11 protein-coding genes are annotated in these 15513 nt (G+C 37.4%); 2 read left to right on the forward strand and 9 right to left on the reverse strand.

From position 1 onward, the window contains the following. From J8L70_RS10355 to J8L70_RS10370, 4 genes are read right to left on the reverse strand one after another with little or no spacing between them, the layout of a single operon-like run. The gene (locus J8L70_RS10355) at nt 1–393 is read right to left on the reverse strand and encodes a hypothetical protein (protein ID WP_211055500.1); all 393 of its coding nucleotides are present in this window, start codon (nt 391–393) and stop codon (nt 1–3) included. Continuing rightward, nucleotides 393–2375, reverse strand: a complete 1983-nt coding sequence (locus J8L70_RS10360) for an AAA family ATPase (protein WP_211055501.1) — start codon at nt 2373–2375, stop codon at nt 393–395. The genes J8L70_RS10355 and J8L70_RS10360 overlap by 1 nt, the downstream gene beginning before the upstream one ends. Further along, a complete protein-coding gene (locus tag J8L70_RS10365) occupies nt 2372–2572 on the reverse strand; it encodes a hypothetical protein (protein ID WP_211055502.1) in 201 nt (66 codons plus the stop codon). The genes J8L70_RS10360 and J8L70_RS10365 overlap by 4 nt, the downstream gene beginning before the upstream one ends. Beyond that, complete coding sequence (locus J8L70_RS10370) at nt 2569–4677, reverse strand: DEAD/DEAH box helicase family protein (protein ID WP_211055503.1); 2109 nt, start codon at nt 4675–4677, stop codon at nt 2569–2571. The genes J8L70_RS10365 and J8L70_RS10370 overlap by 4 nt, the downstream gene beginning before the upstream one ends. 692 nt (nt 4678–5369) lie before the next feature. Here J8L70_RS10370 and J8L70_RS10375 point away from each other — a divergent pair. Next, nucleotides 5370–6107 (forward strand): transporter substrate-binding domain-containing protein, encoded by a 738-nt coding sequence (locus tag J8L70_RS10375; protein WP_211055504.1) that lies wholly within the window; start codon nt 5370–5372, stop codon nt 6105–6107. Nucleotides 6108–6182: 75 nt separating this feature from the next. Here J8L70_RS10375 and arfB read toward each other — a convergent pair whose 3' ends face one another. Beyond that, nucleotides 6183–6596 (reverse strand): alternative ribosome rescue aminoacyl-tRNA hydrolase ArfB, encoded by a 414-nt coding sequence (gene arfB, locus J8L70_RS10380; protein ID WP_211055505.1) that lies wholly within the window; start codon nt 6594–6596, stop codon nt 6183–6185. Nucleotides 6597–6791: 195 nt separating this feature from the next. Between arfB and J8L70_RS10385 the strand changes: the two genes are divergently transcribed. Beyond that, nucleotides 6792–7337 carry a short-chain dehydrogenase gene (locus J8L70_RS10385; protein WP_211055506.1) on the forward strand — a complete coding sequence of 182 codons (546 nt, stop codon included), beginning with the start codon at nt 6792–6794 and terminating at the stop codon, nt 7335–7337. A 122-nt stretch (nt 7338–7459) separates the two neighbouring features. Here J8L70_RS10385 and J8L70_RS10390 read toward each other — a convergent pair whose 3' ends face one another. From J8L70_RS10390 to J8L70_RS10405, 4 genes are all read right to left on the reverse strand, one after another. Next, a complete protein-coding gene (locus J8L70_RS10390; RefSeq protein ID WP_247664773.1) occupies nt 7460–7669 on the reverse strand; it encodes a cold-shock protein in 210 nt (69 codons plus the stop codon). 276 nt (nt 7670–7945) lie between these two features. Then, nucleotides 7946–9559 (reverse strand): diguanylate cyclase, encoded by a 1614-nt coding sequence (locus J8L70_RS10395; RefSeq protein ID WP_211055507.1) that lies wholly within the window; start codon nt 9557–9559, stop codon nt 7946–7948. A gap of 259 nt (nt 9560–9818) precedes the next feature. Then, nucleotides 9819–11396, reverse strand: coding sequence for a sensor domain-containing diguanylate cyclase (locus J8L70_RS10400; protein ID WP_211055508.1), 1578 nt, complete (start codon nt 11394–11396; stop codon nt 9819–9821). A gap of 154 nt (nt 11397–11550) precedes the next feature. After that, on the reverse strand, nt 11551–15381 hold the full coding sequence (locus J8L70_RS10405; RefSeq protein ID WP_211055509.1) for a S8 family serine peptidase: 3831 nt from the start codon (nt 15379–15381) through the stop codon (nt 11551–11553). Nucleotides 15382–15513 lie beyond the last annotated feature (132 nt).

The raw sequence follows: 15513 nt of genomic DNA on the forward strand, positions 1-15513 counted from the left end.
TTAAGTCCTATCCGAAAAATATTCAGCGTAAGGTAGCTCACCTGTTGACTGGAATTGTTGATAAAACTCTTTTATACCTTGCTCAGCTAGTTGCTCGATATAACTGTATATTGACACCTCTTTTGAGTGCATACCTAAGCATTCGACCACGGTAAATAATGTTTTATCAGGGTCTAATTCACTGACTCTAAATACAGAGTTACTTTTATCTTCAAGTGGCTTAGGAAGTTTGTTCTCCTTTATGCCTAAAGCAACAGCGAGCCTATAAATATCAAATTTAATTAATTTATATGATTCATTTTTGGCATCTTCACTCGGATTTAATTCCATTAACAATTCATCTAATTGTTGTGCTGTTAATGGTGTTAACCCTATACGATTAGGCTCATTCATTAGTTACTCCTTACTATACGTGACTCTGTAGCCGAAATTCTGTGGATTTGATAGCGTGCTCCGATACGCTCAGCAAAGTTAGATAAATCGCGGCTTGGATCAATTTCGCCCTCATGTACAAGCAATACAACTTGTTCTGCCATTTTAGGTAAGTATTTAAGTACATTACTTCTGTGGTTAGGATCTAAACGACCTAGTGGTGTATCCATAACAATTGGACCGCTTTTTCTAGCGGTTTTATTTAGCCCATCAATTAAAGATAAAGCAACAATTTGCTCTGCACCTGCACTACGCTCTTTAAGTACATTACCGGTATGATCAAGAATAGATAAACCATAATTATTGTTTATTTCTAAGCCAGCATACGTTTTTTCTGTAGTAAGCTGACTGAATGCATTTGAAGCAAATGTCTCAACTTGTCCTCTTAAAGCATCTCTTAATTCGTTAATACCTGCTTTAAATACCGCCTCTAAATTCTGATATAGATTGACGCGAATTGTACTTGATTGCCCTTCGCTTCCTGAACTTTTTGATATTAATGTCGATATATGTGCTTGGGTTTCAGACAATTTATTTAATTGAGTTTTTCTATCTTTTATATCGTTCTCAAGCTTAAATAATTGATTACCAAGCCTGTCTTTCTTTTCTCTTTGTCGCATTATCTGCTCGGTGTCGAAGCCTCTAATCTCTTCTTGAATTTCATCAATCTGAGTTTCAATTTTTATTACAGTAACTTGAGCTTTTCTTCTTTTAGTGACTAACTCACAAATTCGGCTACATTCATTATGCGACTTAACTTTAGTTAATTTATCTATTTGAAGATTTATGTCCGTAACATCATCAAAATTTACCATAGACAATTCGGCTTCAGCTTTTAGTTCTTCTATCTTAGCTTTTATGCCATCAAGCTCTTCTCGTGGAATAGTTTGAGTACATGTAGGACAAACCGGGTTCGCTAAGCTTTTTTGCAATTCTGATATTTTAGAATCTAATACAGCTTTATTATTTGCAGCTGACATTAAAGAATTTCGCTTTGATTGCAAGTTAGATATTAATGGCTCAACGCCTTTAAATAAAACATCTTTCCAGGCATCTTTGAATAACTTTCTCTGTTCGTCCGCATCATATGCGAGTTGCTCTTCAACCTTTTTTAGCTGCGCCTTTAATGCATCTAACTCGTATTTTTTTCTTTGCACAGCTTCAGTATTTTTTAGCTCTTCTTCAATATCATCTATTTGTTTTTGAACATCACGCTGTTGTATTTCAAGGTCTTGTACATCCTTTTCTAAAGTTGCTTGTTTTGCCTCATTAACTCTTTGCTGCTCTGCATACGTTTTTGCATCTGAAGAGTTTTTTGCATCTCTGGTTTGTATTCTTCTTGCATCTGTTAATAATTTAGAAAATTCATTTCTGCCATTAACTAAGGCTGGTACACCCAAAGCTTGCTCTATGTGCTCTTTGATTTTCTCGCCTTGCTCACTCTGTTCAACAAGCAGGTTTTCATACTCTTGAAGTAGCTCACCATCAAACAAGAAAAAACGTGATATTTCTTCAGGTGTTACTTGGTTAATTTCATTAATTATTGAGTCACCATTTATAACTTGGTTATCAATTTTTAACCCTATTGACTCTTCAAAGTCACCATCGTTTCTTGGTATAGAAACATGCTCTTTTTTGTTTAGCTGCCTACGAAGCTCATATTGTTTTCCCTCATGACTAAATTTAAGCTTAATCGACATACTCCAGTCATCTTCTGATGCAGCAATACTATTAATCAAATTAAGCCGTGGAATTAGTCGCATATGTCGACCCAAGGCCAACCCATAGAAACCCCAACGTATTGAGTTCAAAAAGCTTGTTTTACCTCGCATGTTATCCCCAAAAAGTAACATCACATTTTGAGTATCATGCTGTGGGAATTCAATTTTCTGCTCCCCTTTGTATGGCATAAAGTTTTGAATGACGATTTCTTGAAGTTTCATATTAACTTGCTTCCTTGTTTTTCAACTACGGACTCTTCAACTATTGCTTTGACTTTATCCAGAGTATTTCGATCTTTATCGTATTGATGATCTTTTTGTACTTGATAACAATCTTTAATTAGCTGCTTATCTAACTCTAGATTTAACTTTGAATTTAGTTCTAATAAGACTGTAAGTGGGTCGCTTTTATGTGTCATGATGTTTCTTCCTCTATACCATCAGAGTCTAATAATCCAACTTCTTCAGGATCAATACCTAATTCAATAGCAATATTAATTAACTTGTTTGAACCAGATTTATTAATGGCTGTTTTTGAAAACTGAATACTTCTTTGTAGCTCACTTTTTAGCAACGATAATTGCCCTGGCTCACTTTCTAAACAAACAGGAACCATTACTGCGTCAAAAATAACTGCTTTATATTTTCCGGGACAAGTTCGTAATACCCTCCCCCTTCTCTGGATAAATTGTCTTGGGTTTTGCGATGATGCTAGAATAATTGCGTGAGAAATTTTTGGGATATCCACGCCTTGATCTAAACAGCGAATAGAAACCATTATTCCTCCAAATTGCTTAAACCAGTCTAATGATGCTGCAGGATCACCTTCCATGTTTGTATGGTATTCGCAAGGTGAGTAACTTTTAAGCATAAGAGCTTCCATTACCTCTTTTAATTGATATTGGTCTTCGCAGTAAACAAGCCAACTTTCACCATCTTTATAATTTTCAATAATTGTTTTAATTGCATAAGGCACTTTTGATTTTGCTTTTTTTGCTATGCGTGCTCTTTGAATCAACATGTTCTGCAATTTTACTGAGGGGACAGGCTTACCCGTATCATCTCTTTTTGAGCGAGCAAACTCCTTAGAAATTTCTTTAGTTGCAGTTTCCCAAGCCTCAGATTCTTCAACTGTAAACCTTATCGCTTCAGGCAAGTACTCATACTCAACTAGTCTGCCACTTTTGATTGCATCTATTAAGGTAAAAGGTGGTTGAACTATAGGTCCAAAATAATCAATTATTTTTTGTGTCCCAAAAGCATCACTATACCTCGTAGGTGTTGCGCTAAGACCAAGCTTTTTACCAGCTCGAATAGATAGCGCTTTAGAGTTTTCGATACTACCAATTTCATGCACTTCATCTGCAACCACCATAAGGTGATTTCCATCAGCAAGACCATTGATGAAATCATTTAATCTTGCTGTTGGCATCGTTGCTAAAACAATCCTTTTCCCTAGCCCTTCACCTAGTTGAGTAAAATGATAAAGCCTCCGATTTTTTCGCCATCGGTTATATCCATCACCTGCTTTTAAAATTATAGCGTCAGGCAACTCTTGTTTTATTTCTTCAGTCCACTGTTTGTGTAAGAGACGGTCAGGAACAAGAACAATTGCAACGCCACCATTTAACAGGTGCTCTTTTAAAGCTGTTAGTGCAGTAAAAGTTTTACCGCTGCCGGTGGCATGTTCGAAAATACCTTGGTAGTTTTGCGTTTCCCATGCCTCTAAAGCTGCTACCTGATGAGGTAGTGGCTTTCTCTTATGTGATAGAGACAATGATCTTTTCTTCTCATATTCATTACCAAGTGAAAAGTAATCGGTAAGTTTTTCTGTATCTATTTCACCTAGAGAGTTATAAGCTTTTGCCTCTAATCTATTTTTTGCGACTAAAGGGAAATCGATTATTTCAAGCTCTTCAACTTGATTAGCCCATAGTTTTTCAAAATATCTTTTATGCCGTTCTACTTGTCGCTCATCTCTTCCATCCTTCCAGCTGCAAAATACATCTAGTGACTCATAATTACCTCGCTCATGCCAGCCACTCCATGTTTCATTTACCGAGCCTTTAAAAGAAACTGAGGAAGTATTACTGGTTAATATTCCAAGCTTTTCATGATAAATACCAGTTGAATTTTTCCTGAATGCTATTTTTACTTGCATTATATTTAACTTGATAAGTGTTGCTAAAGCTTCTGTGTTTTTAATTAATCTAGGATCACTTAACAAAGTATCAACTGTGTGAATTATTTCCTGGTTAGCTTTTTGAAGGTTCCTTCCATAACCTTGCTCTAACGCATCAATGTCTGCTGCTGATAAAGACGGCGAGCATACGAGTTGAATTTTCCCGCCTTTACGAGCAAAATTTATTAGCTCAGGGCCAATAAGCAAAAATACTGTGGAGCTGAAGTATCCAACTGAACGTTGATATACATCACTTTGATTAAGGCACGGAAGATAAAAGTCAGTGACTAAATTAGCCTCTCCTGTCCTATACTCTTCCTTCAAGTCTAACGAAGAAAACATTATACTTTATAGACCTTTTTAGCTGAAGGTAGGCATGGTTTGTACGCCCTATATACTGTAGAAACGGCATAAGGTGATGATTTTGATAAAACGCTAAGGGCTTCTTTCAACCGCATAATCAATCTTCCAATATTAAAGCGGCTGTATAAACCACTCCTTGGTTTGTACTATTTAACTCACGTTTTTATTAAATAGTGTACTCATACTATTAATTTACATTAATAAAACTAATAAATATAGATGGTTAGACAACAAAAACCTAATACAGGTACTTAATGTAATTAACTACTCGATATACCACGACATAATTGGCATGTATTTACGGTTTATAAATGCGCCCCCTTATGTAAAAAGCTAAACCTACTCCCCTTCCCCCGTTATTTTGCCCGAAAAGGCGTAATTAATGAGTAACAACACCGCATGGATGTGTGTTAAGCCATGACCTGCTGAGGATGACGAATGCACAATATTTATGCTGCTATAAGTCGTATTTTTAAAATGATATAAAAGCGGTGATAACTAAATTACGTCGATAATAAAAACCGATTTAAAAGCTCATTTACATGAACGAAAAAGACAAAAATAACTTATTGTTAATTATTTTTGTTCCTTTTATGTACTTTTATCTTTTATCTCTATTAAAAGCTGCATATACTTACATTAAGTAAGGTTACTTACGCAGGAGGCATACTATGAAAAGGATAATGACAATCATACTTGGTTTATTGTTGCTCGCCTCTAAGCCAGTACACGCATGCGATAGAACTTTTAACGTAGGTATACACGACAATTTATGGGCGCCCTATGTTTCAAAAAGCAATGACAAAGTAACAGGCTTAGAAGTTAAAGCGCTTGATCTTATATTTGAAAATTCTAAGTATTGTTATAACATAATACAATTAGCGAATACCAAACGCGCTTTAACAGAGCAAAAAAAAGGGGTAATCGATTTAAGTTGGGCAATTACTTACACCCCTCGCCGAGCCCGGTTTTTTAACTTTACGACAACCTACCGTGATGAAACCTTACGTTTATATACCCATATAGACAACACGCAATCGATGGCTAATTTAGCCGACATTATTAATAACAATATGACAGTGGCCGCTAATATTGGCAGTTATTACGGTGATGAGTTTGAAGCATATAAAGAAAGCCACCCGAGCCAAATCATTTATATAAACTCGGCTAAAAAGCGTTTTGAAATGCTTGATTTAAAACGAGTAGACTATGTAGCTGAAGATGCACGTGTTGGTGATTTTTATTTAAAAAACTCATTTTCATTAAAAGCGACAAACCTACCTCCGTTAAATCAGAGTGTTGTGCGTTACGCCTTGAGCAAAAGCAGTACCAGCCAAGAAGATGCTGATGCTATTAGTAAACTTATAGAAAGTAAGGCAGATCAACTCAACACGTTATTTAAAAATTGAGGTAGTAAAGAAGACACTGAGGTTTATTTTGACTTTAACTTCTTTTGTATCGTTTAATTAAAGTTTAACCCACCATTAAAATTTAATATTCCCTCGTAATGCTTTAGTTTGTCCGTGTTTTGTTTTTTTATCCATGCGTTTACGCTGAGAGTTGCGGCTCGGCTTAGTGGCTCTGCGTGCTTTATTTACCTTTGTTGCATTGAGAATGAGCTCTTTTAAGCGGTTAAGCGCGTCTTCACGGTTTAACTCTTGTGTACGATGGCTTTGCGCCTTAATGATTAAAACCCCCTCTTTGGTAATGCGTGAGTCGTTTAATTTTAATAAACGTTCTTTGTAAAAATCGGGGAGTTTTGAGCGGTTTATGTCAAAACGTAAATGTATGGCACTGGCTACTTTATTAACATTTTGCCCACCGGCTCCTTGAGAGCGAATAGCGGTAAGCTCTAATTCCCATTCATCTATTGTGACTGTATTTGAAATTGTTAACATCGTGTTCAGCTGTTTTCCGTAAAAATGCATTATATCATTTGTATATATATTTGTAATATTCAACTATCGCTGGTTCGTTGCTAGCTCGTTATAGTGACGCTAATTAACATAAAATGCATAAAAAAGTGTTTTTTTGTTGGCATTACCTGCAAATTAGTTTCTAATTACTACAAACTTACTAATAGGAATTCATTAATGAAAAAGTTACTTTTATCTGCCAGTTTACTTGCTATGAGCTTTTCAAGCGCAGCGTTTGATTTTAGCGAAAGCGAATTACAAAGCTACATGTCGGCACTACCGGCTGTTTCTAGCTGGGCTGATAGCCAAGACTCTTTAGAAGGCTTTGATTTAACCAGTATGCTAGGTGGTGTTGCCAGTGATACAGCGCAAAGCTCTATGATAAGCGGTGCAATGAGCATGCTTAAAGAGCAAGAGCTATATCAAAGCTTTGCTACTTTAACCTCAAGCTATGGTTTTACTCCTGAACAGTTATTAACTGTTGGTACAGAAGTATCTATGGCTTATGTTGAAAACTTAAAGTCTGGTTTATCAACTGAAAATCAAGAAACTGCAAATACAGTTATGGGTGGCTTAAGCGCATTAAAGAGTAAAGATACAAGCTCATTAATGGGTGCATTTGGTGGTTCATCAAGCGAAGAAGAGTCGGTAGTAAGCGAAAGTAACTTAGAACTTGTGAATGAGTACATGCCACAACTACAAAAGTTATTTACTATGCTATAACATTTATAGAATATTAAAAAAGCAGCTTATTAAGCTGCTTTTTTTTGTGCCTTATAATTAATTTTAAGACACAAAAAAAGCGCCTTAGGCGCTTTTTTTTATTTTTACTTTAAAAGTAAAAATTATACTGGCGTGATGTTATCAGCCTGTGGACCTTTTTGACCTTGTGAAAGAGTGAACTCTACACGTTGGCCTTCAGCTAAAGTTTTGAAACCTTCGCTTTTGATTGCTGAGAAATGTGCGAAAACGTCTGGGCCATTTTCTTGCTCGATGAAACCAAAACCTTTAGACTCGTTGAACCACTTAACTGTACCTGATACGATGTTAGACATTGTAATATCCTGATATAAAATTTAATAAATGCCCATGTGGGCGGGTGTAGCAAAAAATGAGATGGTACTTAAAAACTTCAGGACGGTACTACAAGTAATACTTATACAACAACGAAATAAAGATTTAAAAATTATCATGCTTTCTTTCTAGCTGCGGCCTACTATAGAGATTTTCAGCTCGTTGTCAAGTTAAAGTTCGTTACATATTTTATGTTGTACTAACTGCTTGTGTAATAAGCGACAAGATTAGTTATTTTACTTGTCGCTTATTATTTTTTAGGCTTGTTTATTAGGTTGGTTATTTACTGCGGTTAATACTGCCTTAGCGCCATATACAATACTTCGATTACGACCTTTTAACTTCGCTTGGTAAAGCGCAGTGTCGGCATTGTTTAATACATGTTCTAAGGTAATACCATCTTTAGGCCAACTGGCAACACCTAACGATATATTCATATTGCCAACAGGGTCTATCGGGGTATTGGCAATCTTTTCACGCACTTTTTCGGCAACGATTAACGCATTTTCGCTGCTCGTATTCGGTAATACCATAACAAACTCTTCTCCCCCCATACGGGCAACAGTATCGTGTTCACGGGCTATGTTTTTTAAATGTAATGTAAGCTCTTTTAAAGCTCTGTCACCTACACTATGGCCATGGGTATCGTTAATGCGTTTAAAATAGTCTATATCTATAGCCAACACGCTGAAGGGTTCTTGTTTAACAATTAATGTTTGTAAAATGTAATCTAAACTGCGACGGTTATGTGCACCGGTCAAGGGATCGGTTCGAGAGTCCTTTTCAAGTTTTCCTATTTGCGTTTGCAATAAGTTTACACCGACTAACATGGCCTGTTTTAATTCTGCACTTTCAAAATACCAAGATTTAACTTTATTTAGCGACTCAGGCGTTGCGGGATGATCTAAAGTACGAGCTGTATCGGCTAACTGTTGTAATGGTTTTGAAATAAGCTGCGCTAAAAACCAAATTAATAAGAAAGTAAGCACACCCATAGGTAACGTGCGGTATATTACCTCGCCTATTAAACCATCTAACGAGTGAAGGGTTGAGTTTACCGGGCGCTGCGAAATAACCCCCCAGTTTGTTGTGTTTACTGGCGCAAAGCCTGCAAGCATTTCAATATCATTTGTATTGGTGACCCTTAAAAAACCACTTTGCCCCGTTAAAACCATGTCAACGGCTTTATTACCTGTGACTTGAGTGCCAATCCGCGTTTCATTAGGGTGGTACAATATACGCTTTTGCGAATCGACTACATATAAATACGAACCATCTTGTTGATAGTGTCGTCCTAATAGATCGTTAAGTACACTGCGCTCTTTTAAATATAAAGTGCCGCCAATCAATCCTAAATAACGACCGTTATTATCAAATAAAGGGTGTGAAATAAAAATAAGCAAGTTATTAGCTATCGATACAAAAGGCTCACTGATTAAAGGCTTGCGCGCAGCAAGAGCTTGCTGCGACCCTGTTGATGCTAAAACTTTACCCTTTACTTGTAATGTATTAGGAGAGGTGGCAAGTACAACCCCTTTAGCATCGGTGATCACAACTGAATTAAAACTATTTGTTTGTAAGCGAAGGCGATCGGCTTCTTGAGTTAAATAGTCAGTATTTTTAATATTGCCTTCGATTAATTTAGCGCTGTAACTTAATTGTTGTTGCGCATCTTTTAAAAAGTTTTCGGTAGCAGACACTAGCTTAGTTGCATAAGCATGATTTACTTCTAAATTATGCTTTATTAACTCCTCACGCTGTACTTGATAGCTTGAGTAAAACCCATTTATTAATGTGATAATGGCTGCGGTAAACGCTAAAAATAAAATTAAGCGTTTTATGTTTATAAAAGGGTGTAATAAATGGGACAAATGGGCACCTAGGTTATTAAAAAAACTTTAAGTTAGATTAATGAAAAATTCGCATTAACAAAACAGTATTTAAGCACTACTTTTTTTTAAAAAGTAATGTATAAATACCATACACAAAAAGTGTCGTTATAGCGAATGGTTTATAGGAAGTCAGTATTAGGAAGGGCTTTAAAACCGTATTAGCAATACGGCTTTTACTCGCCAAAATACAAGATATAATACAAGCTTTTATAGCTTGATATAATTGATAAAAGTAAAATTATTCGTTAAGAACAGCTGGAGAGAGTACACAACAATTTCGACCATTCGATTTTGCTTGATATAACGCTTTGTCGGCACATTTAAATACAGAGTTAATATCATCACCATGAAATGGCCAATGTGCTATACCAATAGAAACAGTAATGTTGCCAATCGTTTCAAATGAAGTATTTGCTATTCTTATACGTAACCGCTCTGCGATTACTATTGCGCTATCCCTATTTTGATTAGGTAATATTAACATAAATTCCTCACCGCCCACTCTAGCAACAATATCGTCTTTACGAGACATTCCTTCAATTACTTTTACCGCTTGATACAGCGTTTTGTCACCAATATCGTGTCCAAAGTTATCGTTAATACGTTTAAAGTGATCAATATCAATTGTGAGTATAGTGAACTCCGTCGTATTTAAAACTAAGTTCTCTAATGCTAAATTAAGGCTTCTTCTGTTTTGAGCGCCTGTTAAGGGGTCAAGCAATGCTTCATTTCTTAGCTGCCCCATTTGTAATTGTACCGTATTTGCACCTTTTAGCATCGCGCCCTTTAACCGCTTACTTTCAAAATACCATGCACTTACCTTGTTAACCGACTCGGCGGTATCAACATCGTTTAAAAGGGCAACCTTATCGGCAAGTTGTTTTAATGGCCGCGAAATGTAATGAGCAAATATTCCAACCAGTATAAATATAATCAGCGCTGAGGGTAAAGTGTGCCAAATAATAGCCATGACCTGATCGCTAACCGACGAAAGCGTAGCCGAAACGGGACGCTGGGCAATAACTCCCCAATTCGCTCGTTTTATAGGTGCATATCCGGCTAACATTTCTATATTTGAATTATTCGTTATTGGTTGTGCTCCTGTTTCGCCAGCGGTAACCGCATCAAGCATAGGATTGCGTGCTAAACGAGTTCCGATGAGTGACTCATCGGGATGAAATAAAATGCGCCGACCTTCATCAACTACGTAAATAAAAGAGCCGCCTTCATAATAATGCTGTTTTAATAATTTACTGAGAATATTGGTTTCTTTTAAGTATAACGTCCCTCCGATGTAACCTAAGTAGACCCCCTTTTCATCAAAGATTGGTTGCGAAATAAATATAACCAAATTATTTGCAAACGAAACAAAGGGATTACTGATCAGTGGTTTTTTTGCCGCATAAGCTGCTAAAGAAGCCGCTGACTCAAGCTTTTTACCAATCATATTGGCAAATACCGGGGAGCTGGCCGCAACAACTCCACCTATACTAATGATGACCGAATTAAAGCTATCGGTTTGTAAATTTAAACGTTCGACTTCGCTTTTTAGTAGAGCTTTGTTGTTAATATTTTTTTCGAGGGTATGTGCGCTGTATTCAAGCTGCTGTTGTGCTGAATATAAAAAATTGTCGGTCGCTGAAGCTAATTTACTCGCATAAGCAAAATTCGCTTTTAAAGTGTAATTAATTAACTGCTCTTTTTGTACTTTATAGGTTGAGTAAAAACTTACAGTTAATAACGCTAAGGACGCCGAAAGTGCGAGTAATACAATTAACTTTTTTAAATTAAGTTTTAATATACTTTTTAATAACAAGTGACCCCCCAGCTCAAACTCTATTTGTAAACAATAGTACACATTCAAAGTATATAAAAGGTATTCTTTGTTGATTTACTTGCAGTAAGTTATTGGATAAAAAATAAAAAAGCCATTAACTCTCGTTAATGGCTTTTTGTATTAAGATTTTATATTATTTTGCGTTGTTTTTTCTACGACGGATAAATAACATTGGCGTTAATAGCGCCATAATCCAACCAAATGAACCACTTGATTTTTTGTTCACAATCGTAGCAGATGTAACTTCTGTATCAGAGTTTCCATTTGCATCGGTTACTTCTAATTGGAACGAAAGCACTGAATCATCAGAAACAGACGGCGCTTCAAAACTAATTGATGCAGCACTTGCTGAGAATGATACTGATGGACCAGCCAACTGTGTCCAAGAGTAAGTCAGTTCATCGTTATTAGCATCGCTAGAACCAGAACCATCAATAGTAACTGTGCTACCTTCTGTCGTAGAGGTAACAGCAGCAATTGATGCTACAGGTGCCACTTCAACAACACCAAAGCTGTATGTTGTTTCAACGGTGCTATCTTCAATGGTATTAGATAGTGTAATTTCTTGCTCAGTACCTGATGCTCTAGGTATAAAGTCAAAACCTACAACTAACGTTTCTGTAGACTCACCCGCTACGCGCGTAACATCCCATTGTACAACGTTATCTGTTACAACACCGTCGTTAGTAACGTTTTCAACTTCATGACCTGCAGGAAGCGTTGCAGTTAACGTGTACACTTTATCTGCATTGCTATAGTTAGGATCAATTTCAAAGCTAATTGCTTGCGCTTCACCTGGAGTCATAGTTTGCATAGAAGCAGCTAGGTCATCTGATACAACTTCAGTTACTTCATCAGCAGCGTAAGAGATAGTTAAAGGAATTTGTACCTGAGTATCGTCACCTGATTTTAATGATAACAGAGAACTGCTTGTTGAATTATCAGTCCAGTTTACTGTTAAATCGAATGAATCATCGTTTTCAGATACAGAAGCCGTTACGCTTTCACTCTTAGAGTCTTCATCAGTTAAAATGGCTGATGCTTTAATCACTACTTCATCAGTAGCTCCTTCAGCTGACGCTGTGTAGCCATCAACAACAATGTAGTATGTATCAGCTGGTAGATTTAAGAACGATACAGACTCGTTAGAATCGATACCAGCACTGCTACCGATGTTAGTGAATGCACTGTCCAATATACGTAAATCTACATCTGGAGCTGTTTCAGATGAAATGCTAAACACAACATTAGGTACAACTTCGTCAAACGTTAGAACAATGAAATCTAGGCCGCCGTCTGGTACAAACACTGTTTGCGGTTCAATTAAATCAGATGTTTTATCAAATACACCCACTTCAATATCACTTAATGATTTAGACATTAAATCGCTAAATGTGTAAGAACCTGAAGTACGTGATGCTGAAATCGAAAGAGAACTTGGTAAGTTATCTTCTGCTACTTGTACTGAAACAGGTAAGTGTAAATCAGGTAAACCCGCAGATGTTAGCTCTAGGCTACCAAAGTTCCAAACATCAGCAGCTGAATCAGAAACATCAGCGGTTACTGTTAATGTTTGTGTTTCGCCTGCTGCAATATCAAAGCTTGCTGGTGATACAGTTAAGTCCATCGTGCTGCTTGCAGAAACCGTGCTAGCCGTCCAGTTTGCATCAGTAGTTGCAGTGAAAGTACGTGTCCAAGTACATGTGTCAATACATTGAGTATTGGTCATTGAAGGGATATTAAGCGTTAATGGGCTACCGCCTGTTGCAGGGTTAGCTTTAATGTAGTTACCAAACGTTTCGTCCATAACTAGACCCGTTTGATGTGCTAAGTTAACACGAATACTACCTGAACCCATGTCAAATACATCAGCAGGTGTAACACCATCTTCTTTACGAACATCGGTTGTTGCAGTCATCATAAGTGCTGAACGGATGTTATCTGGTGTCCAAGTTGGGTGAGCTGATTTTAGTACAGCACCTGCACCTGAGGTATGCGGAGCAGACATTGAAGTACCTTGCAAGAATGCAAAGTCAGCAGGCGAAGTTGCTGTTACGTCATTACCATAATCTTGGTCATTGTAAGCTGCATAAATAGATACACCTGGCGCAGTTACAGACGGCGTCATGATATCTGAAACAGTTAAGTTAGGACCACGTGAAGAGAAATCAGCCATATCATCAGCTTGGCCAATAGTTAGCGTAATAGCTGGGTCGATAGTTAGCTCTTCAGGGTTTGTTGCTAATACGTCAATTAGTGCTGCACCTGAATTTTCTGAAATAAATACAGATGGAATAGTCGTGCCTTCAAGGCCTGACATTGTAATACGGGCATCACCATCGGTATTGTTGTATACAATTACCGCTTCAGCGCCAGCTGCAGTTGCATTGTTTACTTTATCAGAAAATGCACACGAACCACGGCTAATTACCGCAACAGCATCTTTAAATGAATCGGCAGCAAATGCGCTACAACCTTCAAAGTTATCAGCATCAACTGATAATGAAGAAACAGGCATCGCTGTAATTTCAGAAGTTAGCACTGGGCCTGTACCGATTGTAAATGCAAAACTTTCATCGTTTACATTCACAAAGCTATCTAAAGTACGGCCATGAGTAGATGCACCTACAACAGTATACCAAGGAGCATTTTTAGACGTTGTATAAGCGTCTGGACCATCGTTACCCGCTGACACAGCAGAGAAAATACCCGCTTCTTGGGCTGCTAAAAAGCCAAGTTCTGTAGAGCTTGTCCACGGGTTGCCACCACCACTGATTGAGTAGTTAAGTACGTCAACACCATCAGCAACGGCATCATCTAGTGCTGATATAATTGCAGCGCCCGGACAACCTGTATATGTATCATCAGCATTACCTGCACGACAAATTTGGTATGCAACAATATTTGCATGCGGTGCTACACCAGAAATTTGTTCAAAAGAAAACGCTTCATTAACGATACCGTCACTTTCTAATTTACCTGTATCGCCAGATACTAATGGTACATCTAATAATATATTACCGCCGGCAGTACTTGCCGTATGAGAACCGTGACCGCCGTAATCTTCACCATTTTTTGGTGGTGGAGTATCACCAAAAACAGAAACATCATCGTAGCTATCAGTAACACTTGCGTATGAACGAACACCGATTAGTTTGTCGTTACACATCTCAACAAAATCGCCAGCACAGTCACCAACATAAACACCTTCACCCCATGGGTTTGTGTGGTCATATCCATCACCGCCGATATCTGCAAATGAATCATGATCTGAGTTAACACCACTATCGATAACACCGATAATTACGCCTTCACCCATGTTAATTGCAGAAGTACCTTCACCTTCCCATACTTGTGTAGCACCGATATGGATAGGGCCCGTATCTGTGTCCATTGTTTCTAGTTTTTCGCGTTCAACGTACGCAACGTCACTTAGTGCAGAAAGTTTAATAGCTTGCGCTTGCGTTAAACGCATCGCAACACCGTTAAATGCATTTTTGTAAGTATAAAGAACTTCAGCACTGACGCCGGCAGCTTGTTGTGCTTGGGCAAGGAATGTTTGTTGTTTGCCTTCAAGGTAGCTTGCGTATTTTACAGCATCAGACGATTTTACGTCTAAACGTAATTCATCACGAACTTGCTGCGAACTAAGCTTACTTGTAGCTAGTTGAGCGAATAATTCTTTTTTAGCAATTTTTGGACTTGTTGCAGCATATCCTTCAATGCTTCCGTCGTAAGTTGCTAGCGGTAAATCTTTTAAGCGAACAATGTAGGTATACTCGCCAGCAGCCAAGTTAGGCTCAATAGCAATTTTTTCAACACTAACACTGCTTACTGAAGTGTTTTTAGAAATAGGTGATTTTGCTAGTGCTAGTTTTTGATGGATATCATCAACACTTGCGACTGAACTGAGTGACGCTGTTAATAATGCTGCTGATACAGCTAATGCTACTTTAGTTTTCACGGAATTCTCCTTGACGTTTTATAACGCTGTGTAATTATTATTTTTGTGCTTATACAAACAAGAATATGAATAAAAAAACACAAATCCTGAATATAAAGCTACTTTATGACAATATCACAGAACAATTAAATG

The organism is Pseudoalteromonas sp. MMG010 (genome assembly GCF_018100905.1).
In the GTDB taxonomy this organism is placed as follows: Bacteria; Pseudomonadota; Gammaproteobacteria; order Enterobacterales; family Alteromonadaceae; genus Pseudoalteromonas.